This is a genomic window from Chryseobacterium taiwanense (genome assembly GCF_000813825.1).
GTDB classification, from domain to species: Bacteria; Bacteroidota; Bacteroidia; order Flavobacteriales; family Weeksellaceae; genus Chryseobacterium; species Chryseobacterium taiwanense.
In genome coordinates, this window is record NZ_JWTA01000015.1 from 241,144 (window position 1) to 264,479 (window position 23,336).

The following is a 23,336-nucleotide window of genomic DNA, read 5'->3' on the forward strand; positions in this document are numbered from 1 at the left end:
CCATGAATGAACAACAAATGAAAAAAATAAGCAAATTTATAAGCTTAGTTCTAAGACATAAACCAGAAATCATCAATTTAAATTTAGATGAAAACGGTTGGGCAATCGTTGATGAATTAATCACAAAATCAAAAAGAGATTCTCATCAGGGTTTCACTTTTGAAGAACTCGAAGAAATTGTAGAAACCAATGATAAAAAACGTTTTATTTTTAATGAAGATAAAACTAAAATCAGAGCCAATCAAGGGCATTCTATTGATATTGATTTGGCTTTGAAACCGCAACAACCACCTGAATTTCTATATCACGGAACAGCTCAAGCGAATCTCGATTCTATTCTAGAAAAAGGGATTGAGAAAAGAAGCAGACAGCATGTTCATCTAAGTCAGGACAAAGAAACAGCAACCAAAGTCGGAATGCGCCATGGAAAACCGATTATTTTAATCATTAAAACGCAAGAAATGTTTGATGACGGAATAGAATTTTACCTTTCCGAAAATAATGTTTGGCTGACGGATTTTGTGGATGCAAAATATATTTCAATGTGACAACTACAAAGTTTGAATTATATAGTTTAAAAAAGGACAACCTTACAATTTCAATTACGGTTTCAATAACCGATCATATTGTAATTTATGGTTATGAAAATGGTGAAATAGTTAAAAATATTACAGGCGATTTTGATTATGAATATTATCTGATTATCAATAAAAGAAATACAAAATGGTTAAAAATAATAAGAAGATTAAAATCATCTGACGAAGTAAAAGAACTTTTTATTAAACTTTTTTCTCATGAAGATTGTATTGAACAAATCAAAAAATTCTGTTCAAGAAACTTTATTAAATATGAATTTAATGTTTGGAAGTAAAAATGAAAAGAACATTAACAATAGGTGACATTCACGGTGGTTTCAAAGCGTTGAAGCAGGTTTTGGAAAGAGCCAACGTAACTGAAAATGATAAACTAATTTTCTTGGGAGATTATGTTGACGGCTGGAGTGAATCTTCCCAAATCATTCAGTTTTTAATAGAACTTTCAGAAAAGCAGGAATGTATTTTTATTAAAGGAAACCACGATGCTTGGACGGAAGACTGGCTTTCTTTGGGAACGGCTCCCGATGTCTGGCTTTTCAACGGTGGACAAAGTACAGTTGATAGCTATTCCAATTATTCTTTGGAAGAATTAGAAATTCATTTGGAGTTTTTTCAACGAATGAAAAACTATTATATCGACGAGGAAAACCGTTTGTTTATTCATGCGGGGTATTCGTCTATGCATGGTCCTGAAAAAGAAGTGTATTCCAGTAATTATCGTTGGGACAGAACGCTTTGGGAGACTGCGGTTGCAATGGATAAGAAGCTATCTAAAAACTCAGAATTATATCCTAAAAGACTTCTTTTGTACAAAGAGATTTTCATCGGTCACACACCGACTTTACATTTAGGGATTAAAGAACCAATTAATAAAGCGAATGTCTGGAATTTGGATACAGGAGCTGCTTTCACAGGAGCATTGAGTATTATGGATGTTGATACCAAAAAGTTCTGGCAAAGTGATCCGCTTCCAAAGTTATATCCTGATGAAAAAGGGAGAAACAGAGATTAAAGTTTTTTCTGTTATTCTGAATGACAAATCCCATGTTAAAAACCAACAATCAGTTTCCAAACTTTGAGTAATTTTAAAGCTCGAAATATCACCTCAATGAAACTGAAATATCTCCTATTCTCCTTTGCTTCATCTTTGCTTGTTGCACAAAACAATTTTCAAACACCTTTTGAAAAAGGCAACGGAAGTCAAACCGTTACTTATGCAGAGATGAATGCTTATTATCAAAATCTTGCTGAAAATTTCACAACGATTCAGTATCTGAGAAAAGGAGAGGATGACAATGGAAAACCGATTTATGTGGTTATTTATAATCCTTTTCCTGAAAAAGATTTAAATCAATTAAGAAAAGATAAAGCGATTCTATTTGTTAATAATGGGATTCATCCTGGAGAACCGGACGGAATTGATGCTACGATGATGTTGATGCGTGATCTTGCCACAAAGAAAATTAAAACCCCTCAAAACTTTATCATTGCTGCTATTTCAGCGTATAATGTAAGTGGTATGCTGAATCGGGGATCATTTTCAAGAGCAAATCAGAATGGACCGGAGCAATACGGTTTCAGAGGAAATGCACGGAATTATGATTTGAATCGAGACTTTATTAAAGCAGATACAAAAAATGCAAGAAGCTTTCAGGAGATCTATCAATGGTTGAAACCGGATGTTTTTATCGATAATCATGTCAGTAACGGAGCAGATTATCAATACACATTTACCTATATTTCTACATTCAAAGAACGCTTGGGAAATGTATTAGGAGAATATTTTTATAATATTTATCAGTCAAAAAATCTTAAAGATTTAAAGAAATTAGGGTATGAAAGTACACCTTATGTTAATATTCATGGGGATGTTCCGGAGGTCGGATTTGCTTCATTTGAAGATTCTCCTAGATATTCTACGGGTTACACAACATTGTTCAACTCTCTGGGAACCGTTCCGGAAACCCATATGTTGAAACCGTATGATAAAAGAGTAGATGCGACCTATAAATATATGCTTGTAAACCTTCAAAATTTAGATAAAGAGTATAAAAAGATTAAACAGCTCCGGATTGAAAATTTAAAGCAATATCAAGCCGGAAAACAATACGGAATTCGTTGGAAAATTGATTCTACAAAATATTCAACGATGGATTTTAAAGGTTTTGAAGGACAATATAAGCCAAGTGAGATTTCCGGAAAACCGAGATTATACTACGATAGAAGTAAACCCTTTACCAAGAAGATTAGGCTGTTTACAACAGCAGTTCCGACGGGTTATATTACCATTCCGAAATACTATGTAATTCCTCGTTCGCAATATCGGGTGATTGAAGAATTTAAAAGAAATAAGATTCTGATGAAACCAATTCAGAAAGACAGTACCATTGCGGTGGAATCATATAAAATTAATGATTTTAAAACAGTGAAAAATCCTTATGAAGGCCATTATCTGCATTTTGAAACAACGGTTGATACATCAAAGAAAAATTTGAATTTTTCATCTGGAGATTATGTGGTTTCAACCAATCAGGATGGCGTAAAATATATCATTGAAACATTAGAACCAGAAGCGTTGGATTCTTTCTTTAACTGGAATTTCTTTGATGGAATTTTAGCACAGAAAGAATATTACTCAGCATACATTTTTGAAGATACCGCAGCAGAGTTGTTAAAAGAAGACAAGGATTTAAAACAAAGATTTGAAGCTAAAAAAACATCAGATAAAAACTTTGCAGATGACGGAACTGCTCAATTGGACTGGATCTACAAAAATTCGCCTTACTTTGAAGAAAAAACATTCAGACAATATCCGATTTATAGAATCTTATAGATTTTAAAATTTGATTTAATTTATTGATAATCAATGTGTAATTCCGTATATTTCACATTCGGAATTGTTGTTTATACTGAGGGATTTTGATTTTTATCTCCCGAAATTTGCTTTGTAAAAACCAATAAAAACTACAGTTATGGCAACTAAAAAGCAATTTTTCGTTTCATTGGAAGGGGTTGACCTTTCTGACGAACAGCTAAAAAACATTGACAGAGGAATCCAAAATGTTGTTCTTTCTGAACTTTCAAAAGTTGATAATACACAAGCTTTTGGAGCGTACAGAGATTTCAGAGGACTGTTGAAACCTATGAAAATTAAAGACTGGTTTCCTTGGGGAATCATTATCTTCAAACACGGAATTGATATTCAGAACCAGATTAAAGATATCCAGACTCAGATAAAAGGTTATGGAGGCTAACTTTAATTCTTCAAAGAAGATGTGTCCCAGTTATGTTGGAAAAGTTGGGGCACAGCTTTTTGGAGTAGTCAACAAAGACGGAAAAGTACAGTTTATCACACCGCTTACCGTTACAGAAGAGTTTATTCAACAAAATGATAACCTCGAACAAAGATTTCGGTTTACAGGAAAATGTGTTGAAAAAGGATGTACACAATGGGATAATGAAGAATCTAAGTGCTCCTTATCCAAAAAAGTTCAGGATTTAGATACCATCAAAAACACAGAATTATCTTTTTGTCCCATTCGTTCACAATGCAGATGGTTTTCTCAGGATGGAAAAGATGCCTGTTTTTCTTGCAATGAAATTACCAGAAATATGGAAGAATTATTATTGAATTTTGAAAAATAAAAAAGACGCTTCAAATAGAAACGTCTTTTATTTTATCTGGGTAGACCTCTTTTTAAGGCGAGTTCAGCTTTTACCACTGCTTTTTTCTCCTTCCAGTCCATATAATTTTTCTTGAAGTTCTTCTTCATGATATCGTCAAACTTACGTTGTACAGTAAGATTCCATAAAGAATTTGCTTTTACTGCCCAAGATTTATCCCAGGCTCTTAAAGAAATTGAGAAACTTCCGTCCAGGTATTTCATCCAGTGCCACCATCCTGTCGGCATAAATAAAGTATCGCCATGTTCCAAGAAACATTCAATACCTTCTACACCATCTAAGGCCGGGAATTTAGTGAAATCAGGGTTTTCAATATCATAATCTTCCAATGCATAAGTAGCATAAGGAAGTTTATACAATCTATCTTTCCATTTATATTCAAAAAGCAAAACATGTTTTCTTCCGTTAAAATGTGTATGGAAAATATGAGCTAAATCAATATCATAATGAAGGAAAGTAACAGAACCTTTTCCTCCAAAGAACATTGAAGGATATTTATCTAGAAAACCTCCCATTAATTCTTTTGGAGAAATATAATCCTGAAGTAGGTTTTTTGCATGCTTTATAGGATCAAAAAAGAATATTCTTAAATCAGTAGGTTCTCTTTGAATAAGGTCTATATAATCAGCAAACTTCATTTTTGCAGTTGGAGCATTGATGGGAGCCGCAGGATCAGCTTTTGAGCTGTCATATAAAGGAACTTCTACATCTCCTACAACCTCTTTCACATATTCCATTGTCCATTTTTGGTAAGCAGGCCATTTTTTTGCCATATTTTTGATGACAACAGGCTTCCTCGGCTTTAGATATTTTTCGATGAATTCTTCTTGTGTAATGTCATCTACAACATCTATAGGCTTTAAAATAATTCCCATTCTAATAAATTTATGTTACAAAATTATTAAATTAAAATATACGGAGTACGCTTTAATTTTATTTTAATCTATGATTCAAATCACTAATTTAAATAATTAGTCTAAATAAAAATTAATTATTTCAACTCTAATTTTCAAAATATCGTGAATAAATGTATTTAGTTTTTAAAATATAACTATTTTTGTAGTGATAATTGGATTTAACCTTTAAGGTAAAAATACATCTTTATAAAAGTGTAACAAAAAACGGTAACCATTAACTAATTACACAAATAATAATTATGAGAAAAAATATTTCTTTATTTCTAATGTTGTTTTTCTCTGTTTTGTCTTTTGCACAAAAAACAGTTTCAGGAAAGATTACGGATGAAGACGGTGTGGCTATCCCAAGCGCAAGTGTGACGGTGGAAGAACCTGGAAAAGATGCAATTCTGGCGTACGGAATTACCAACTCGAAAGGAGAATATAAAGTAACTTTCACAACGGGAGAATCTAATGTTGACCTAAAAGTAAAAGCTTTTAATCAGAAGCCAATCACAAGACAAATCAGTAACAGCGATCAGAGTCTAACTTTTAAAATGGAGTCTGAAGCGACTGAAATAAAAGAAGTACAGTTGAAAACCAAAATGGTGACGGCAAGAGGAGATACAATTTCGTACGATTTGAAGGCTTTTGACAGTAAAAATGACCGAAGTCTTGCAGATGTTCTTAAGAAAATGCCCGGAATTGAAGTCAATGCAGACGGAACTATTCTTTATCAGGGAAATGCAATCAACAAATTTTATGTAGAAGGAAAAGACTTGATGGAAGGAGGATACGGAACAATTAGTAATTCTCTTCCGAAAGATGCTGTTGCAAAAGTAGAAGTATTGGAAAATCACCAACCGGTAAAAATTCTTCAGGATAAAGTGCCTTCAGATCAGGCGGCAATCAATATCAAATTGAAGAAATCTGTAACGATGACCGGTCGTGGAGAAGTAGGTATTGGTGCAGATCCTTTTCTTTGGAATGTGAAATTAACCCCAATGTTTTTCAGCAAAAAAAGCCAGTGGGTGGCTAATTATAAAACCAATAATGTGGGAGATCAGGTTGAGAACGAAGGAAATATTTTGGCTTTCGGAAACAGGTTTGAGGGAAGAAGAATCAATGCTTCTCAAAATGATTGGCTGAATGTAGAAAATGCAAGTACACCTAATCTTCCGGTAAAAAGATATTTAATGAATAACGTTCATTACTTATCAGCGAATTATTTGACCAATATTGATAAGAAAAAAGAATGGGAATTAAAAGCCAATGCAAATTATACGAACAACTCTGTAGAAAGAGAATCTAATGTTGTACAGAATCTCTTTACTGGAGAATCCAATACGATCAATATTCATAATAATTTTTATACGGATAAAGCAAAAGGAGAGCTTATTTTTACAAAAAATGCTAAAAAAGGATTCTTTAAAAATACAACAAGCTTCTCTCAATATTGGAATGCAGATCGAGCAGATGCAAATAGAATCAATAATAATACTCTGACAGAAAGAAATGGAGCACAGGCGGTAGAGTCTCCTACAACTTCTTTCCAAAACTCATTGAGTACGATCATTCCTTGGAAGGAAAAAATGGTGAATGTGTTGTCTTTTATAAATTACCAGACAGATAAACAGACTTTGGATGTTTCACCTTCTTCTTATCTTGCTATTCCGGGATATACAACGACATCTTCAGACTTTGTCCGTCAGAATTTAAGATTAAAAACTTTTGAAGCGAACCATTCTGCAAACATTGGATTCTCTACAAAAGGATGGACATTTACTCCGGAGGTCGGATTTAATTTTAAATCGACAGATTTGGTTTCAGATTTATTCAATGTTAAATCAAAAGCTACAACCCCGCCTCCTGCGACACAATATAGCAATGACCTTAGCTATACAACGGCTACACCATATGGAAGTCTGGGAGTAAATTATAAGAACGATTCTTGGATGTTATATGCTAACTTCCCTGTAAATTCTAATAATATTAAAGCAGAAGATCCTTTAAGATTGGTTTCAAGAGAATTGAATAAGGTTACTTTTGAACCGAGTGTTTTTGCTCAATACACTTTTGCTTCTTTCTGGAAAGCTTCAGTAAATGCGAATATCAATAACAACTTTGGCGAAATTAATACTGCCTATTCAGGGTTCTTAATGACTTCACCGTCGGGGATTAATGTTATGGATGCTACAAACCCAATTCCTCAGAACAACAACAAGTCAGCCGGAACAAGATTAGAATATAGAAACCCACTGAATAATTTATTCTTTAATATCAATTACAGATACTCAGATGCCAAAAGGAATTTAATTGGTAGTCCGACTATCGAAAACGGATATACGGAAATGAAATATAAAGTGCAGGATAATAATGTGTTGACTAATGCGTATAGTGTAGAAGCAGGGAAATATTTTCCGAAATTTAAAACCAATGCTTCATTAAGCTACAGCAATAGTACATCGAAATCTGATGCATTTCTAAATAATGACGCTTATACCAATAAGAATAATGGTCAGTCATATGGTGTGAAATTCAACAATACTTACTTTAGCTGGATGAGCTTGGACTATAATGCAAGCTTTACAAGAACGAATCAGACCAGTGTAGGGGACGTTAATTCAGGTGCTAAAACCACAGGATTCAAGCATAATTTAGGAGTATTCTTTTATCCGATCGAAAATCATACAGTTGGATTCAACTGGGATCAGGTGAATTCAACTGTAACAGCTACCGATCAAAAATACCATAACGGATTCTACGATCTTTCCTATCAGTTTACATGGTCTAAAAAGAATATAGATTTTGAATTGAAATGGATGAATATCGCCAATAAAAAAGTATTCGAAAATTATGAAATTAATTCTCAAGGTACTTCTTTTACAAGAATACAACTTCGCCCAAGCCAGGTTATGTTCACAGTAAAATTCAACTTCAAATAAAAAGTAGAATAATAAAATATAAAAACCAATCTCCTTGAGATTGGTTTTTTGTTTGAGATATATTTAAAAAAGCTTTTAAAAGCTTTGGTCATCAGCGGAAGGTCCATAACTTCCCGGAAGAGCAATGTCGTTCAGTCTGTAATAAACACCAAGCTGAGCTCTGTGATGGGTAATTTGATTTAGGCTATGACGTATAGATCCATATTTGCTCCATTTTGCAAGTTCATGACCATTATGTTTTAATGCCCATGTTTGATTTAAATCTTCTTCCTTAGCATTTTCTAAGGCCTCAACTCCTTGTTTGTAGTTTTCATCTAAAGCTTTTAGCAGATCTTCTTTTGTGGTGAATTTCTTTGGTTGATAATCATTATTGGCAAAATCCAGATCTGAGGTTTTAAGCATGGTATTCGGCCATTCAAAAACTTCTGCAATATGAGTCGCAAGAGGCATCATTTTCATACTTTTTTCATGAGGAGCAAAATCATTTTTTGTTTCAGGATAAATTTCAAAAAACTTTCTGGTTGTTTGATATTCTTCCTGAAGCTCATTTTTTAATTGTGATAAAGTGTCCATATCGTTTTGTTTTTTAGTGGATTAAAGTTAAATATTTCAGGGATAAAACTGTTTTAACGAAATCATAAATTTTATTATACGAAAAATAAAACTCAAAAAACTGTAACAAAAATTAAGAACCACGAACTAATTATATAAACATTAGAAAAAATGAAAAAGCTATTTTCAATATTCTTTATTGCCCTTTTCGCTTTTGTAAGTGCTCAGGATAATGATTCAAAAGAAACAGCAAACCGATTTTTTTATGAGCTGACTTTTAAGCCAAGAAAAGACTCTGCAAAACTTGAAAAAGTAATCATGGCTCTTGATATTGTTAAAAACAGATCAATTTACAGAGACTTTACTGCAGTAGGACAAGATTCTATTCTTAAAGTTCAGATTGAAGCGATGCAGAAAGCAGGAGTTTTCAAAGATATTTCTAAGTCTTTCAAAATGCCTAAGTTTTCTGAAAAGATCGTAAAAACATATCCGGACATGAAGATGCAATATATCGACAGAATTGCAAGTGGATTTACTCCAATGAATATCGGATATAATGAAACCGTAAAATTCGATTGGAAAATATCTAACGAAAAAGCGAAAATCGGAGCATATAATGCACAAAAAGCAACAACGGAATTCGGAGGAAAAAAATGGACGGCTTGGTTTAGCCCAGATCTGCCTTTTCAAGACGGACCGTATAAATTTTCAGGTCTTCCGGGGCTAATTGTAAAGATTGAAGATGAAGGGAAAAACTATTCTTGGGTACTTCAGGGGAACAAAAAAGTTCCAAACTGGCAAGAGCTAACCGAAATGGAGAAGATGTCGAATGTAGGTTTAAAAGTAACCGAAATGCCAAGAGAAAAATTTGAGAAAACATTCAATGAATTCAAAAAAGATCCTTTTGCAACAGCAAGACCAATGATGACGCAGGAAATTATGTCTAAAACAATTCCTGGAATGGATGGTACTATTGGAGATATGATGAAAAAACAGGAGAAAATGTACAAAGACTTTTTTAATGCAAATGATAATCCAATCGAGCCTCCTTACGAAAAATTGAAAGTAGGTAACGTAGAAAAGGTAGGAAAAGAAAACTAAACAAGTTTCTTATCAACTAAATTATATTGTGAGTCAACCCAAACGCAAATAGTGTTTGGGTTGATTTTTTTCATAAGGACAGGTTATTTAGATTAAATTTAAATAACGTATATTTGCAAACACAAAAAATTGGCTTTGAAACAGACGGATTTACATAAAATGAGTAGATTTCCCAGAAATAAAAAGGGAAAGATAGTTGGGTATGATAATGACGATCTGAAAATGCCTAATAAAATCATTGAAATGGGGCTTCTTCCGGAAACTTCGTTCAGGATTTTGTATCAAGCGCCTTTTAGCGGACCGATGTATATAGAATTTGGGGATGAAAAAAGTCGTATTGCTCTTCGTGAAGAAGAAGGAGATTATATCATTGTTGAAGAATTGAATTAATGCAGAATACTCAGAAGAAACAAATACTTTTAGTCGGAAATCCGAATGTAGGGAAGTCAACGGTTTTCAATGCACTTTGTAATAAGAAGCAGAAAACGGGGAATTATGCGGGGGTTACTGTTGCGAGTCATTCAGGAAATTACACATTTAAAAATGAGGATGTTGAGGTAATCGATTTGCCGGGTTCTTACAGTGTATATCCAAGTTCAGAAGACGAAGCTATCTTTTCTAAATTCCTTATTGATGAGCAGAAAAACTATGCAGGAGTTGTTTATATTCTTGAAGCATTAAGCTTAAAAAGAGGACTTTTATTATTCCAACAGATTCAGGATTTGGGAATTCCGATGATTTTGGTCGTGAATCAGATCGATCAGGCAGAAAGAAGAGGAATTACTATTGATATTCAAAAATTCTCAGAAGCTTTAGGTATTAAGATCATTCAGACCAATGCTAAAGAAAATATTGGAATTGATGATATTAAAGAGGCTGTTTTAAATAATCAGTTTGTACAAACCAATACACCGTCATTCGAAATCCCTAATGAGCATAAAGACTTTATTCAAAAATTGGCTGCTCACAAAGGTTTTGACAATGAATATAAAGCCTGGATGAGCCTTTCTTTAGGAACAGACTTAGGAAAGATAGAATCGATCATGGAGCTAATCAATGAGCCTGATTCTAAAAGCTTGGTTCCGAAAAGATTGCAGGTTCAGGAAACTGTAAGAAGATATCAGAATGTAGATAAGATTTTATCCGATGTAATCTCTAAAAAAACTCAGTTTAAAGAACTGTTGACAGAGAAATTAGATAAAGTTTTAGTCCATAAATTCTGGGGATATGTTGTCTTTCTGGCAATTTTATTAGTCATCTTCCAAAGTGTTTTCTTTTTGGCAGAATATCCGATGAACTGGATCGATGATTTATTTTCGTGGTTAACTGCTTTTACGACGGAACATTTGCCTGAAGGACCAATCAATTCGCTTATTTCAAATGGAATTGTTCCGGGAATCGGAGGAATTGTAGTCTTCGCTCCACAGATCGGGATATTGTTGTATTTCCTTTACCTATTGGAAGATTCCGGATATATGGCAAGAGTTGTTTTCCTGATGGATAGAATTCTAAGACCTTTCGGATTAAACGGGAAAAGTATTGTTCCATTAGTTTCAGGAACGGCTTGTGCGATTCCGGCAGTAATTTCTACCAGAAATATAGAAAACGTAAAAGAAAGATTGTTAACGATTTTGGTAACACCTTTTATGACGTGTTCTGCAAGACTTCCGGTGTACAGTATCATCATTGGATTAATCATTTCAGACGGAACATTTTTAGGAATAAAATACAAAGCATTGGTATTAATGGGAATGTATTTACTAGGTTTTTTAGTAGCGTTGCTTTCTGCCTCAATACTTAAAAGATTTATTAAAAATAAAGGAAAAACGTACTTGGTAATGGATTTACCGACTTATAAAAAACCACTTTTCGGATACGACTTTAAAATGGTTTTAGGTAAAGTTTGGGACTTCATTACAGGAGCGGGAAAAATTATTTTCATTGTAAGTATCATCATTTGGTTCCTGAGTTATTTCGGACCGAAACAAAAACCGGATCAGTTTGTGGCAACAGATGTTCATCTTGACCATTCTTACCTAGCAAAAATGGGTAAAGGAATTGAGCCTGTAATTGCTCCTCTTGGCTACGATTGGAAAATGGGAGTTGGGATTTTGACAAGTTTTGTGGCGAGAGAAGTTTTTGTAGGAACAATGTCTACATTATACAGCCTTGAAGATGATGCTCCGGAAGTGAAAGTAATTGATAAAATGAGACGAGATGTAAAACCTAATGGTGAAAAAGTTTTCAGTTTTGCAACGGGAATTTCAGTGCTCTTATTTTATGCATTTGCAATGCAGTGTGTTTCTACACTTGCAGTAGTCTACAGGGAAACCAAAAGCTGGAAATGGACCGGTTTACAGGTTGCTATGATGACAGGTTTGGCATACTTTGTGTCGATGATAGTATATCAGATTTTGAAATAATGGACTCTTCATTAATTTTACAATACGTAATTGTTTTACTCATCGTTGCATTTGCCTGTTACTCTTTATTCAAGGTATTCAGGAAAAATTTTGCACCGAAGAAATTTAGCTCCAAAAGAACAAACTGCGACAAAGACTGCGGATGTTCATAACTTTCTGAGGTAGTGTGATAAATAATATCTAATTTTGCTTAGTTTTTAAAAAATAAATTAGAATTAAACACATAAAACACTCAGAATGTCATTAATAAAAAGTATTTCAGGAATCCGAGGAACCATTGGAGGAAAAGTAAATGATAACTTGACTCCGCTTGATGTGGTAAAATTTGCTTCGGCATTCGGAACCTGGTTACAGAATAATAAAAATAAAAAAGATTTAACGTTAATCATCGGAAGAGACGCCAGAATTTCCGGGCAAATGGTTTCTTCTTTGGTTACGGCAACATTGCAAGGTCTTGGAATCAACGTGGTTGATTTAGGACTTTCTACGACTCCTACCGTTGAAATAATGGTTCCGGAATTGAAAGCAGATGGCGGAATTATCTTAACCGCTTCTCACAATCCAAAACAATGGAATGCGCTGAAATTATTAAATGAAAAAGGAGAGTTCATTACCGGAGAAAATGGAGCAGAAGTTTTAGCATTGGCTGAAAGTGAAGATTTCAACTATGCAGAAGTAGATGATCTGGGAAAATATGAAACAAGAGACGATGCTTTTGATATTCATATTCAGCAGATCCTTGATTTACCAATGGTAGATGCTGAAGCTATTAAAGCTAAGAATTTCAAAGTGGTTTTAGATGCTGTAAATTCTACAGGAGGTATCGCTATTCCCATGTTGTTGGATAAATTAGGTTGTGAAACCGTAAAATTATATTGTGAGCCTACAGGTCATTTCCCGCACAATCCTGAACCGTTAAAAGAACATTTAGGAGATATTTGTGAATTGGTGAAAAAAGAAGGAGCTGATTTTGGAATCGTGGTAGATCCGGATGTTGACAGATTAGCTTTGATCGATGAGAAAGGTGAAATGTTTGGAGAAGAATATACGTTGGTTGCTGTTGCAGATTATTTATTGAAACATAAAAATGGGGTAGCAATTTCAAATCTTTCTTCTAGCCGTGCATTGAGAGATGTTGCGCACACTCACAACTCAGAATATTTTGCAAGTGCTGTAGGAGAAGTGAACGTGGTTACGTTAATGAAAGAGAAAAACGCTGTAATTGGAGGAGAAGGAAATGGAGGAATTATCTATCCTGATTTACATTACGGAAGAGACTCTTTAGTAGGTATTGCATTATTTTTAACCCATTTAGCAAAGGAAAATAAAACGGTTTCTGAGCTGAGAGCAGGATATCCAAGCTACTTCATGGGTAAAAAGAAAATAGAACTGACTCCGGAAATTAATGTAGATGATATTTTAACTAAAATGGAAAAAGAATATCAAAATGAAGAGGTTTCTACCGTAGACGGAGTTAAAATAGATTTTGAAAATAATTGGGTACACCTTAGAAAATCTAATACGGAACCAATTATCAGAATCTATACAGAGGCTAAATCTCAGGAGGAAGCTGATAAATTAGGTGATGAAATGATAGCTAAAATCAATAGTTTGATTTAATAAAATTAACATCTATTTCATCATTTTAAAAAGAATTATTATTAAATTTATAGTACTAAGATTTTCAGAACAGAGTATTTGTATATCTCATATCTCAAGTCTTAAATCTTAAAACTGTTTTATATTGGAAGAATATTTTGGAAATGAACTTGTAAAAAAGTTCGAGGAAATGATGGAAAACAATGATGAATTCTACTTTGATACAGAAGAGTTAGAAGACATTATTGTTTATTATTTGGAGCTGGGAGACTTTAATTATGCCGATACAGCGGTTAATTATGGTTTAAAGCTTCATCCCAATTCTTTAGATATCAAGATCAAAAAACTTGAAATTTTATTAGAATGGGAAGAATATACTACGGCAAAGGAGCTTATTGATGAGCTGAAGGGGTCTTCTATGGAAAACACAGACTTTTTGGTTTGCTACGCCAAGTATTATTCTAATTTAGGGAACCCTAGAAGATCTATTGATATTTGTAAAAAAGCATTGGAACTGAAAGAAGAAGAAAACTTCCTTCACAACTTTATTGCAGATGAATATGTAAACCTGGGTGATCCGTTTAATGCCCTTAAACATTACAGGAAAGCTCTTAAAGAAGACCCTACAGATGAATATTCGTTAGAAAACTGTATGGTTTGCTTTGCTGATCTGAATAAGAACGAAGAAGCAATAGCTTTTCTAAATGAATATTTAGATGAGTTTGCCTATTCAGAAGTTGCTTGGTTTGAATACGGACAATTTTATTTCAACAGAAAGAATTATGAAGAAGCCATAAAAGGATATGACTATTTATTGGCGATCAATTCAAGTTCTGTAGGAGTCTATGCTAATAAGGCAGCTTGTTATGAAGCTTTAGGTCAATACAAAAAGGCTATAGAAGTCTATGAAGAAATGCTGGAGTTAGAATATACGAAAGCATTTACATTCTATAAAATCGGACTTTGCTATAAAGCATTAAAACAGCCGATTATGGCACTGAATTCTTTTCAGAAATCGTTGAGAGAAGATCCGCAATTCTATCTTGCGATGATGGAGCAGTCTTATCTTTACGAAGAAATGGGAGGAATGTCTGAAGCGTTGCATTTTGCAAAAGAAGCAACCCATCTGAATGAAAATAATCTTGATTATCAGAAAAGATTGGCGTTTTTATTTATTGATTCAGGAAAGTTTGAAGAAAGTCTTTCTTGCCTGAAAAAATTGGTAAATACAGAACCATCAAGATTTTATAATTGGTATGCCTATTCGGAAGTATTGATGCTTTTAGGTGAATACGAAGATGCGATAGTGGTTTTAAACAAAGCATTAAAAGCCCATTATAGAGCTGAATTGTTCTATCAGTTGAGTAACTGTTATTTTAATCTGAAAGAGCAGGAAAAAGGCGTAGAGTCTCTTCAGCAGGCATTAGATTTAGATCCTACTTTGGTAACAGATATGCAGAAAAAATATCCGTTCATTAAAGATGAGGTGAAAAAGGCTAAAGCTAAGGTTAAGAAGAAAAACTAATAAGGTTGAAAAAATCTTAAAGTAAAATCAAATAAAAATCCTGCAGAGATGCAGGATTTATTTTTTTATAACGTTTGGTTTTGCCCTTAAAAAGATTAATCCGGCGATAATGACCACTGCTCCTACAAATTGTAAAGAACTCAGTTTTTCACCATCCAGAAAGCCCCAAATGATTGCTACAATCGGCATTAGTAATGTAACGGTAGATGCAAAAAGGGGTGAAGATACTTTCAATAAACGATAATTCATCATCATGGCTAAACCTGTCCCGAAAATTGATAATAAACTTACGAACATCAATCCCGTTAAATTATTTTCATTAAGACTAAATGTTGAAAAGAATCCAGTCCATGTTAAGGCAATAACTGATGGGAAAAATAAAACAAAAGAGAATACAAAAGCAGATAAAACAGTAGAGGAGACTTCCATCAATTTAGATTTTACCGTAGTTGTACTCATTGCATAGCATAACGTTGCCAACAATAACAGTAAAATAGGGATTAACTTAAATTTTCCTCCTTCACCGTCTCCGCCGAAAGCCAATAAGCAAACTCCTGTAAAACTAATTAAAGTTCCAAAAATCTGCTGTTTTGTCGTCTCAAACTTCCAGACCAAAGCTCCGACAATAATCACGAAAATAGGCATCATAGAATTAATGATTCCTGCAATACTGCTGCTGACTTCCGTCTCGGCAATAGGAAATAAAAACATAGGAATGAAATTTCCTGTAAATGCAGCGAGAATAAGCCATTTTAAATGCTTTTTCGGAAATAATTTATATTTTGAAATCGCAATAGGCATTAAAATAATTCCTGCAATCAGAACTCTTAAAGCGCCGACCTGATACGGGCTGAAATGTTCTAAAGATTTTTTAATTAAAATAAAAGAAGATCCCCAAATAATACTCAGGATAATCAAAAGAATCCATTTTTCTTTATCTGCGTTCATTGTTGTGGTGTAAAATTTTTAAAAACTCTTTTTTAGGAATCATCTTCGCTCCCATACTTTCAAGATGCTCTGTATGAGATTGACAGTCAATTAATTCTAAATTTTTATTTGTTTCGATAAAATGAATAAATCCGGCTTTGGAAGCATTGCTTACTTTGGCAAACATACTTTCACCACAGAATACATTTCCTATTTGAAGTCCATAAAATCCACCAACCAATACTTCGTTTTGCCAGACTTCAATACTTCTTGCCAAGCCGTATTCATGCAGCTGAATGAAAGATTCCATGAGTTCATCCGAAAGCCATGTTCCGGTTTGTCCTTTTCTGCTGACTTCCTGACAATTTTTAATGACTTCTCTGAAATTTTGATTTTCTGAAAAGGTAAAAACATTTCTGTTCAATATTTTTCTCATCGATTTTGAAACTTTCAGCTCGTCAGGAAATAAAACAAATCTCGGATCGGGGCACCACCAAAGAATTTCTTCCCCCGGATTGTACCAGGGAAAAATACCCAACTGATAAGCAAACCAAATCCGTTCTATAGAAAGGTCACCACCAAAAGCAATAATACCTTCGTGGCCATCATAGATTTCAGGATCGGGAAATGAAATCTCATTTTCGTCTAATCGAATCATATTTAGGAAAAAAAATCCCACTTAAAAAGCAGGATTAATATTTTTCAGTATTATCTTTTAATTAAAAAGGTAAATCATCATCGTCATCTCCAGCAAAAGGATTCTCATTTGAAACCGGAGCTGCAGCATGTGACGGAGCTGCTTGTGTAGGCTCTGAACCGTTATCAAAAACTTTTTCTACTCTCCATCCTGTAATAGAGTTGAAGTATTTAGTCTCTCCTTGAGGAGAAACCCATTCTCTTCCTCTGATGTTGATTCCCACCTTTACATTTTCTCCTTCTTTCAGATTATCCAATAAACTGATCTTATCAGACAAAAATTCTATGTTTATTGGTTGCGGGTATTGTTCCTGAGTTAAAATAACCATTTCTCTCTTTTGGAAGCCGCTCGCAAATGTCTGAGCATCAAATATTTTCTTTACCGTTCCTTGTAATTCCATATCGTAATTATTAACACGGTAAAAGTAAGAAAATCAATCGTAATAAAGGGTACAGGAGAAAAAAAATGTAAAAATTTTAATTTTTTTTCGTGAAAAGTTTGGAGGTAAAAGAATTTATCCTATCTTTGCACCACTGAAAACGGAAAACGAAACAAGTTCTTTAAAAATAAGTTTTCAGATTAACAACAACGCGGATGTGGTGTAATTGGTAGCCACGCCAGACTTAGGATCTGGTGCCGAGAGGCGTGGGGGTTCGAGTCCCTTCATCCGCACAGTATGCGAAAATAGCTCAGCTGGTAGAGCACAACCTTGCCAAGGTTGGGGTCGCGGGTTCGAATCCCGTTTTTCGCTCCACTCCATGCCCTGGTGGTGGAACTGGTAGACACGCAGGACTTAAAATCCTGTGCCTCTTTTGGCGTGCGGGTTCAAGTCCCGCCCGGGGTACTAAAACCCTCTGTAATTTAATTACGGAGGGTTTTTTGTTTTTATGCCCTTTGTAAAAAACCATCTATTTTCTCAATACATTTATTTATTGAATCTGTATCCATAAAAATACAAACTTCTGTATCTGTGTCTAAAAAAGAATAGTCTATAACTTTGCTGAAGTAAAGCAAGTAGAATGAAAACGACTCTTCAATATCAGGATCGACTTCACTATGCTGAAGTCTATGCATCAGACATTTTAGAACTGAAAAATATTTTTCTTCAACAATTAAACCTTAATAAGATTAATAAAAACTTTGGAATTCCTTTTCTTTTGGTTAGAAAAGGGAACAAAATTATGGCATTTGCAAGTCTTATTATTAATCAGGAGAATCAGATTGATTTTGAAATTCATGGGAAATTTGATTTACGAATCAATGAAAGGGAAGATTTTATGAGTAAGGCTAAAGATTACTGTATAAGAAATACATCAGATAATTTTAGAAATCCGGATGAACTGCAATACAATATTCAAAGGATGGTTGATTGGCTGAATAATTAAAAGAACGGCTTAAAATTGTAACTTTACTTAAACAGATCTTTATGTCCAAAGATGTTCTATACCTGAAAATTGCAAACTCTGTAACAGAACAGATTCATAGTGATACTCTACAATTTGGAGACCGATTGCCTTCATTAAGAAGTGCTCAGAAACTCTATAATGTAAGCTTGAATACAGTAAAACAAGCTTATATGGAGCTTGAGAGCCGGTCTTTAATAGAAGCGCGTCCTAAATACGGGTATTTTGTAAGTCAGACTTCTCAAAGAAAACTGGCGCTTCCTTCCATTGCAAAAATTAAGGATTCTGTCATTGAGAAATCACCTGAAGATCTTATCGATAAGGTTTTTGGAACAATTTCTGGAAAAGATGTTACACAGTTTGCATTAGGAATTCCGGGTGAAAGTTTTCTTCCGTTGGCAAAGCTGAAGAAAAGCATTAACAATGTCATTAAACGAAAAAATGATAGCGGAACAGATTACGAACCTGTGCAAGGAAGTGAACATTTACGACGTGAGATTGCGAAATGGGCATTGGTTTTAGAAGGAAAAATTACGGAAGATGATTTAGTAATTACGTCGGGAGCGATGAATGCGGTTTACAATTGCTTGATGGCGGTTACAAAACCCGGAGATTCGGTAGCAGTGGAAAGTCCGGTTTATTTTGGGATTTTGCAGGCGATAGAATTATTGGGACTTAAAGCCGTGGAAATTCCCACGCATCCCATTCTTGGAATTGACTTGGATGAGTTGAAAAAAGCGCTTCCAAAATTGTCAGCCTGCTGCTTTGTGACGAATTTTAATAATCCTCTTGGATTTCAGATGCCTGATGATAATAAAAAGGAATTGGTAAGATTAATTACGGAATACAATGTTCCTTTGATTGAAGACGACATCTACGGAAACGTTTATTTCGGGTCAGAAAGACCGAAACCTTGTAAGTTTTATGATGAAGCAGGATTGGTGATGTGGATTGGCTCTGTGACCAAAGTATTGGCTCCGGGATACAGAATCGGGTGGGTTGCTCCCGGAAAATTTAAAGATAAAATTATTCGTCAGAAATTGGTGCAAACGGTTTGTAGTCCTTCGCTGTATTCGGATGTGATTGCCGATTTTTTGGAATATGGAAGATATGACCATCATTTGAGGACATTCCGAAATAAACTACACGCCAATTATCATCAAATTCAAAAGTCGGTGGCGGCTTATTTTCCAGATAATACTAAGATTTCTGAGCCAAAAGGAGGTTTTATGCTTTGGTTGGAACTGGATAAGCGGATTTGCACGGAAGATTTGTATGATGAAGCCTTCAGTCAAAAGATCAATTTTGCGCCGGGAAGAATGTTTTCACAATATAACCAGTACCAGAATTGTATGCGATTAAATTATGCTTTAGAATGGACAGATCGTGTAGAAAGTGATCTGGAGAAGTTGGGGAAAATGATTAAAAATAGAATTTAATACCAATAAAACAATGAACGATAATAATAATGAAGTGAAAATTGTTGATTATGATTCAAAATATCAGCTGGATTTCAGGAATTTAAATGAAGAATGGATCAGTAAATTTTTTAAAATGGAAGCAAGCGACTACAAAATACTTGACAATCCGGAAGATTACATAATCAATAAAGGTGGACATATTGTTTTTGCTCTTTTAAACGAAGAGGTTGTAGGGACGTGTGCGCTCATAAAAACATCTGAGGAGCCTTTGATTTTTGAATTGGCAAAAATGGCAGTGAGCCCGAAAGCACAAGGGAAAAAGATTGGATATTTAATTGGTGAAGCATTGATTGCTAAAGCCAAAGATGTAAAAGCTAAAGAAATTTTTCTTGAAACCAATTCTTCGCTCGTTCCTGCGATTAAACTCTATGAAAAGTTAGGTTTTCAACATATTACGGTGACCGACTCTCCTTATGAGCGTTGTGATACAAAAATGTTGTTGGAACTCAATTTTTAGATATATTTCAATTTTGTTAAAGAGGAAGCACACTGATTTTTTCAGGGTGCTTTTTGTTTGTAAGCTTTTATGATTTGGTTTTCTGCTTTTAACCTCTTCTTCTCAACCCAAATAAATTTTCTATTTTTGTCTAATTCCTTATTTCAATGAAAAAAATAATCCTCATCGAAGATGAAATGAGTGTGGTGTCCTTTATAAAAAAAGGATTACAGGAGAACGGGTATGAAGTTTCTGTGGCTTTTGATGGGCGCACCGGTGTACAGTTGGTGCAGGCAAACGATTTTGATTTGGTGGTTCTGGATATTATGTTGCCCGAAATGAACGGACTTGATGTTTGTAAGGAGATCAGAAAAACCAATCAGCATGTTCCTATTTTATTTCTGACGGCATTGGGAACTTCTGAGAATATTGTGCTTGGACTGGAAAGTGGTGGTGATGATTATTTGGTGAAGCCATTTAAATTCATTGAACTTGTGGCTCGAGTGAAATCTTTACTGAGACGAAGTAATAATGGTGGATCGGCTCCGGAAATTATAGAACCTGAAGTTGATAATGAACATGTTTTCCAGTTTTCAGATTTGATTTTAAATGACTACACGAAGAAAGTTACGCGTGGAGGAGAGGAAATTTCACTGACTTCAACGGAGTATAAATTATTAATGTATTTCTTAAATAATCCTGAAAAAGTAATCTCTAGGACAGAAGTTTTGGAAGCAGTTTGGGGAGTGAACTATGAATTGGGAACCAATGTTGTGGATGTTTACGTGAATTATTTAAGAAAAAAATTAGATAATCAAGAAGATAATAAGTTGATTCATACTGTGATAGGGATGGGTTATGTATTGAAAAAATCATAATGAATGTTTAATAAAGTTATCACAAATCAGACCAAAACGATGGTGCTTTTGATGTTGGTTTTTACCGCCATCATATTGCTGTTCAGTGGTTTGGTTTATTTTTCGATTGTCAACTTTTCCCATCAGAGGTTTTATGAATTATTAAAAATCCGGGCAACTACCATTGTTCAGATTGAAAAAAGTAAAGATGATCTCGATCTTCCTGAAAATTATATTTTAAACAGTCTGAATGATGAGGAGCTTCCAATGGAGCGAGATTATGTTTTTGCGATTCCTTCGGATTCTAATTTTAACAAAATATCACACGAAGTTCATATTCCGGATTATTTCTTCAAAAGCATAGCGAAAAATGGGGAGGCCAACTATAATGATAAAGAATTCTATTATATTGGAAAATCCTTTAAACACGATGATAAAAATTATATTGCGATAGCTTCTGCCAAAAATCATTATGTAGTTTACTACCTAGGATTCTTGAAGCGAACATTGATAACGTGTATCGTGCTGTCATTGTTTTTCAGTATGATCTTCTCTTTTTATTTATCGAAGACCTTATTTAGACCTATTTTAAAAATCACGGGAAAGGTAAAAGAAATAAGCTCAGAAAATCTTCATTTACGTCTTGAATCTCAACCTGATAATAAGGAGCTGAACGAGTTGGTTGATACTTTTAATGATATGCTCAACCGTATCGAAACTTCTTTCGAAACTCAAAATCACCTGATCGGAAACGTTTCTCATGAGTTGAGAACACCTTTAACGTCCATTATGGGGGAAGCAGATGTCGCGCTTTCTATTTCCAGAACCAATGATGAGTATAAGGAAACCTTAGGAATCATTTTAGATGAAGCTGAAAAATTAGACAAGAAAATCAAAGCTTTGCTGATGATTGCGCAGACCGGTTTTGATGGAAAGATCCAGAAAATGGATAAGGTGAGAATTGATCAGCTGCTTTGGGATGTTATTGAAACCTTACGAAGAATTGATTCCAGGAATAATATCTATCTGGATATAAGTATGTTACCGGATAATCCGAAAAAACTGAAAGTTCAAGGGAATGAACAATTGCTTCATCTTGCCGTTACAAATATTATTCAGAATGGCTGTAAATATTCTAATTTTCAGCAGGTTAAAGTTTCGTTGGGAGCGACAGATATGGATGTCTACATCATCATAAAAGACAACGGAATCGGAATTCCTGAAGAGGAAATGAATAAAATCTACGATCCGTTTTTCCGTGCGTCTAACACGAAAAACTATGAAGGCTATGGAATCGGGCTCCCATTGGCAAGAAATATCGTAAGAATGCATCATGGTGAACTGATCGTTAGTTCTCATGAAAATCAGGGAACGACGGTACAACTACGTTTTCCTAATTTTTATAGTACATTGAAAGAAGAGAAGTTGGATTGATGAGTTCTGCATTACAATTCTAATCTAGCTGTTTATTTTTCTATATATTTTTTAGCGATGTCATGCCGAGCGAAGTCGAAGCACTCATTCCTTTATTAAGGGTAGTATAGTAAGAGTTCTGTTTAATTGTTGTTCCAATATTAATTCCTCTTAACAATTTTCTAATCTCATTCTAATCTCTTTAATGACATTTTAATTCCATTCCAAAGAGCTTCTAATTTGGTCATTCTAGTTTTGTATCATCAAAATAAGATAACACAAAACTAAATCTTAAAGATATGACTAAAACAATTTTAATAGCGACAGATTATTCTCTTGAGTCTCTACATATATTAAAGGAAGTTCTTAAAGAAAAAAATGCTTCTGAAGACCAAAACCAGTATACTATCTTTTTAGTTTCAGGTTATGAAATGGGAGATTCTATTCGAGACCTTCTCTTTAATACCAAGAGTACGATTTTTAATAAAATTAAACCGCAGGAGTTTAATGATGCCTACGAGATTATCAAAAACAAATACCCGCATCTGATAGAAAAGATTATCTGTGATGTTTTTACAGGGAGTTTTCAGAGAACCTTCGATAATTACATCAAGGCAGGGCATATTGAAGAAGCTTACTATAGCTCATCAATAAAAAGTAAAGGAAAAGGGAAGTTTGATCTTATTCCTTATATCAAAAAATGTAAAAATATTCAATCTCAGGAAATTGCGATTGAAACTCACGAGAGACTTCCGGAAAGAGGAAGACTTGCTGAGATTTTTGCATAATTCTAATTTTCTA

At 34.2% G+C, this 23,336-nt stretch carries 23 protein-coding genes and 3 tRNA genes; 21 read left to right on the top strand and 5 right to left on the bottom strand.

The window, feature by feature from the left end:
• Positions 1-2: 2 nt before the first annotated feature.
• The 6 genes from RM51_RS15795 (at position 3) to RM51_RS15820 (ending at position 4,241) form a co-directional block, all read left to right on the top strand.
• Entirely contained in the window at positions 3-548 is a 546-nt protein-coding gene (locus RM51_RS15795; protein ID WP_039371700.1) for an RNA 2'-phosphotransferase, read from the top strand.
• A complete protein-coding gene (locus tag RM51_RS15800) occupies positions 506-871 on the top strand; it encodes a hypothetical protein (protein WP_131667085.1) in 366 nt (121 codons plus the stop codon). The genes RM51_RS15795 and RM51_RS15800 overlap by 43 nt, the downstream gene beginning before the upstream one ends.
• Positions 872-873: 2 nt before the next feature.
• A complete protein-coding gene (locus tag RM51_RS15805) occupies positions 874-1,608 on the top strand; it encodes a metallophosphoesterase family protein (protein WP_039371706.1) in 735 nt (244 codons plus the stop codon).
• 96 nt (positions 1,609-1,704) lie between these two features.
• Complete coding sequence (locus tag RM51_RS15810; protein WP_039371709.1) at positions 1,705-3,429, top strand: M14 family metallopeptidase; 1,725 nt, start codon at positions 1,705-1,707, stop codon at positions 3,427-3,429.
• A 139-nt stretch (positions 3,430-3,568) separates the two neighbouring features.
• A complete protein-coding gene (locus RM51_RS15815; protein ID WP_039371712.1) occupies positions 3,569-3,850 on the top strand; it encodes a hypothetical protein in 282 nt (93 codons plus the stop codon).
• Entirely contained in the window at positions 3,840-4,241 is a 402-nt protein-coding gene (locus tag RM51_RS15820) for a hypothetical protein (RefSeq protein WP_131667086.1), read from the top strand. The genes RM51_RS15815 and RM51_RS15820 overlap by 11 nt, the downstream gene beginning before the upstream one ends.
• A gap of 32 nt (positions 4,242-4,273) precedes the next feature.
• Here RM51_RS15820 and RM51_RS15825 read toward each other — a convergent pair whose 3' ends face one another.
• The gene (locus tag RM51_RS15825; protein ID WP_039371718.1) at positions 4,274-5,155 is read right to left on the bottom strand and encodes a cupin-like domain-containing protein; all 882 of its coding nucleotides are present in this window, start codon (positions 5,153-5,155) and stop codon (positions 4,274-4,276) included.
• Between the two features lie 281 nt (positions 5,156-5,436).
• Between RM51_RS15825 and RM51_RS15830 the strand changes: the two genes are divergently transcribed.
• A complete protein-coding gene (locus tag RM51_RS15830; RefSeq protein ID WP_039371722.1) occupies positions 5,437-8,121 on the top strand; it encodes a carboxypeptidase-like regulatory domain-containing protein in 2,685 nt (894 codons plus the stop codon).
• A 75-nt stretch (positions 8,122-8,196) separates the two neighbouring features.
• On the opposite strand, the gene RM51_RS15835 is transcribed toward RM51_RS15830, so the two are convergent.
• The gene (locus tag RM51_RS15835; RefSeq protein ID WP_039371724.1) at positions 8,197-8,694 is read right to left on the bottom strand and encodes a DinB family protein; all 498 of its coding nucleotides are present in this window, start codon (positions 8,692-8,694) and stop codon (positions 8,197-8,199) included.
• Between the two features lie 150 nt (positions 8,695-8,844).
• Here RM51_RS15835 and RM51_RS15840 point away from each other — a divergent pair, with 150 nt between their 5' ends.
• The 5 genes from RM51_RS15840 to RM51_RS15860 all read left to right on the top strand — a co-directional run bounded on the left by RM51_RS15840 (position 8,845) and on the right by RM51_RS15860 (position 15,321).
• Positions 8,845-9,774, top strand: coding sequence for a GLPGLI family protein (locus RM51_RS15840; protein WP_039371728.1), 930 nt, complete (start codon positions 8,845-8,847; stop codon positions 9,772-9,774).
• 159 nt (positions 9,775-9,933) lie between these two features.
• Entirely contained in the window at positions 9,934-10,164 is a 231-nt protein-coding gene (locus RM51_RS15845) for a FeoA family protein (protein WP_039372095.1), read from the top strand.
• Complete coding sequence (feoB, locus tag RM51_RS15850; protein WP_039371731.1) at positions 10,164-12,197, top strand: ferrous iron transport protein B; 2,034 nt, start codon at positions 10,164-10,166, stop codon at positions 12,195-12,197. Before RM51_RS15845 ends, feoB begins: the two co-directional genes overlap by 1 nt.
• Positions 12,198-12,434: 237 nt before the next feature.
• A complete protein-coding gene (gene glmM, locus RM51_RS15855) occupies positions 12,435-13,817 on the top strand; it encodes a phosphoglucosamine mutase (RefSeq protein ID WP_039371733.1) in 1,383 nt (460 codons plus the stop codon).
• 124 nt (positions 13,818-13,941) lie between these two features.
• Positions 13,942-15,321, top strand: coding sequence for a tetratricopeptide repeat protein (locus RM51_RS15860; protein WP_039371737.1), 1,380 nt, complete (start codon positions 13,942-13,944; stop codon positions 15,319-15,321).
• A gap of 57 nt (positions 15,322-15,378) precedes the next feature.
• Here RM51_RS15860 and RM51_RS15865 read toward each other — a convergent pair whose 3' ends face one another.
• The 3 genes from RM51_RS15865 to RM51_RS15875 form a co-directional block, all read right to left on the bottom strand.
• A complete protein-coding gene (locus RM51_RS15865) occupies positions 15,379-16,269 on the bottom strand; it encodes a DMT family transporter (RefSeq protein ID WP_039371740.1) in 891 nt (296 codons plus the stop codon).
• On the bottom strand, positions 16,256-16,906 hold the full coding sequence (gene aat / locus RM51_RS15870; RefSeq protein ID WP_039371742.1) for a leucyl/phenylalanyl-tRNA--protein transferase: 651 nt from the start codon (positions 16,904-16,906) through the stop codon (positions 16,256-16,258). Before aat ends, RM51_RS15865 begins: the two co-directional genes overlap by 14 nt.
• A gap of 61 nt (positions 16,907-16,967) precedes the next feature.
• On the bottom strand, positions 16,968-17,345 hold the full coding sequence (locus tag RM51_RS15875; protein ID WP_039371743.1) for a DUF3127 domain-containing protein: 378 nt from the start codon (positions 17,343-17,345) through the stop codon (positions 16,968-16,970).
• 190 nt (positions 17,346-17,535) lie between these two features.
• Between RM51_RS15875 and RM51_RS15880 the strand changes: the two genes are divergently transcribed.
• From RM51_RS15880 to RM51_RS15920, 9 genes are all read left to right on the top strand, one after another.
• Positions 17,536-17,617: transfer RNA gene (locus RM51_RS15880), tRNA-Leu, on the top strand.
• Positions 17,618-17,623: 6 nt separating this feature from the next.
• Positions 17,624-17,699 (top strand) — tRNA-Gly (locus tag RM51_RS15885).
• 6 nt (positions 17,700-17,705) lie between these two features.
• Positions 17,706-17,789, top strand: a tRNA-Leu gene (locus RM51_RS15890).
• A 175-nt stretch (positions 17,790-17,964) separates the two neighbouring features.
• Positions 17,965-18,330 carry a hypothetical protein gene (locus RM51_RS15895; protein ID WP_039371746.1) on the top strand — a complete coding sequence of 122 codons (366 nt, stop codon included), beginning with the start codon at positions 17,965-17,967 and terminating at the stop codon, positions 18,328-18,330.
• A 41-nt stretch (positions 18,331-18,371) separates the two neighbouring features.
• Positions 18,372-19,787, top strand: a complete 1,416-nt coding sequence (locus RM51_RS15900) for an aminotransferase-like domain-containing protein (RefSeq protein WP_039371749.1) — start codon at positions 18,372-18,374, stop codon at positions 19,785-19,787.
• A gap of 13 nt (positions 19,788-19,800) precedes the next feature.
• Entirely contained in the window at positions 19,801-20,286 is a 486-nt protein-coding gene (locus RM51_RS15905) for a GNAT family N-acetyltransferase (RefSeq protein ID WP_039371752.1), read from the top strand.
• A gap of 146 nt (positions 20,287-20,432) precedes the next feature.
• Complete coding sequence (locus RM51_RS15910) at positions 20,433-21,143, top strand: response regulator transcription factor (RefSeq protein WP_039371754.1); 711 nt, start codon at positions 20,433-20,435, stop codon at positions 21,141-21,143.
• 3 nt (positions 21,144-21,146) lie between these two features.
• Positions 21,147-22,556: a sensor histidine kinase gene (locus tag RM51_RS15915; protein WP_039371756.1), complete on the top strand. Its 1,410-nt coding sequence runs from the start codon at positions 21,147-21,149 to the stop codon at positions 22,554-22,556.
• A 278-nt stretch (positions 22,557-22,834) separates the two neighbouring features.
• Positions 22,835-23,323: a hypothetical protein gene (locus RM51_RS15920; RefSeq protein ID WP_039371759.1), complete on the top strand. Its 489-nt coding sequence runs from the start codon at positions 22,835-22,837 to the stop codon at positions 23,321-23,323.
• Positions 23,324-23,336 lie beyond the last annotated feature (13 nt).

Excerpts from the sequence above, each read along its gene's own strand:
- RM51_RS15795 (WP_039371700.1), top strand. The coding sequence starts at position 3 with ATGAATGAACAACAAATGAAAAAAATAAGCAAATTTATAAGCTTAGTT.
- RM51_RS15805 (WP_039371706.1), top strand. The coding sequence starts at position 874 with ATGAAAAGAACATTAACAATAGGTGACATTCACGGTGGTTTCAAAGCG.
- RM51_RS15810 (WP_039371709.1), top strand. The coding sequence starts at position 1,705 with ATGAAACTGAAATATCTCCTATTCTCCTTTGCTTCATCTTTGCTTGTT.
- RM51_RS15815 (WP_039371712.1), top strand. The coding sequence starts at position 3,569 with ATGGCAACTAAAAAGCAATTTTTCGTTTCATTGGAAGGGGTTGACCTT.
- RM51_RS15820 (WP_131667086.1), top strand. The coding sequence starts at position 3,840 with ATGGAGGCTAACTTTAATTCTTCAAAGAAGATGTGTCCCAGTTATGTT.
- RM51_RS15825 (WP_039371718.1), bottom strand. The coding sequence starts at position 5,155 with ATGGGAATTATTTTAAAGCCTATAGATGTTGTAGATGACATTACACAA.
- RM51_RS15830 (WP_039371722.1), top strand. The coding sequence starts at position 5,437 with ATGAGAAAAAATATTTCTTTATTTCTAATGTTGTTTTTCTCTGTTTTG.
- RM51_RS15835 (WP_039371724.1), bottom strand. The coding sequence starts at position 8,694 with ATGGACACTTTATCACAATTAAAAAATGAGCTTCAGGAAGAATATCAA.
- RM51_RS15840 (WP_039371728.1), top strand. The coding sequence starts at position 8,845 with ATGAAAAAGCTATTTTCAATATTCTTTATTGCCCTTTTCGCTTTTGTA.
- RM51_RS15845 (WP_039372095.1), top strand. The coding sequence starts at position 9,934 with ATGAGTAGATTTCCCAGAAATAAAAAGGGAAAGATAGTTGGGTATGAT.
- feoB (WP_039371731.1), top strand. The coding sequence starts at position 10,164 with ATGCAGAATACTCAGAAGAAACAAATACTTTTAGTCGGAAATCCGAAT.
- glmM (WP_039371733.1), top strand. The coding sequence starts at position 12,435 with ATGTCATTAATAAAAAGTATTTCAGGAATCCGAGGAACCATTGGAGGA.
- RM51_RS15865 (WP_039371740.1), bottom strand. The coding sequence starts at position 16,269 with ATGAACGCAGATAAAGAAAAATGGATTCTTTTGATTATCCTGAGTATT.
- aat (WP_039371742.1), bottom strand. The coding sequence starts at position 16,906 with ATGATTCGATTAGACGAAAATGAGATTTCATTTCCCGATCCTGAAATC.
- RM51_RS15875 (WP_039371743.1), bottom strand. The coding sequence starts at position 17,345 with ATGGAATTACAAGGAACGGTAAAGAAAATATTTGATGCTCAGACATTT.
- RM51_RS15895 (WP_039371746.1), top strand. The coding sequence starts at position 17,965 with ATGAAAACGACTCTTCAATATCAGGATCGACTTCACTATGCTGAAGTC.
- RM51_RS15900 (WP_039371749.1), top strand. The coding sequence starts at position 18,372 with ATGTCCAAAGATGTTCTATACCTGAAAATTGCAAACTCTGTAACAGAA.
- RM51_RS15905 (WP_039371752.1), top strand. The coding sequence starts at position 19,801 with ATGAACGATAATAATAATGAAGTGAAAATTGTTGATTATGATTCAAAA.
- RM51_RS15910 (WP_039371754.1), top strand. The coding sequence starts at position 20,433 with ATGAAAAAAATAATCCTCATCGAAGATGAAATGAGTGTGGTGTCCTTT.
- RM51_RS15915 (WP_039371756.1), top strand. The coding sequence starts at position 21,147 with ATGTTTAATAAAGTTATCACAAATCAGACCAAAACGATGGTGCTTTTG.
- RM51_RS15920 (WP_039371759.1), top strand. The coding sequence starts at position 22,835 with ATGACTAAAACAATTTTAATAGCGACAGATTATTCTCTTGAGTCTCTA.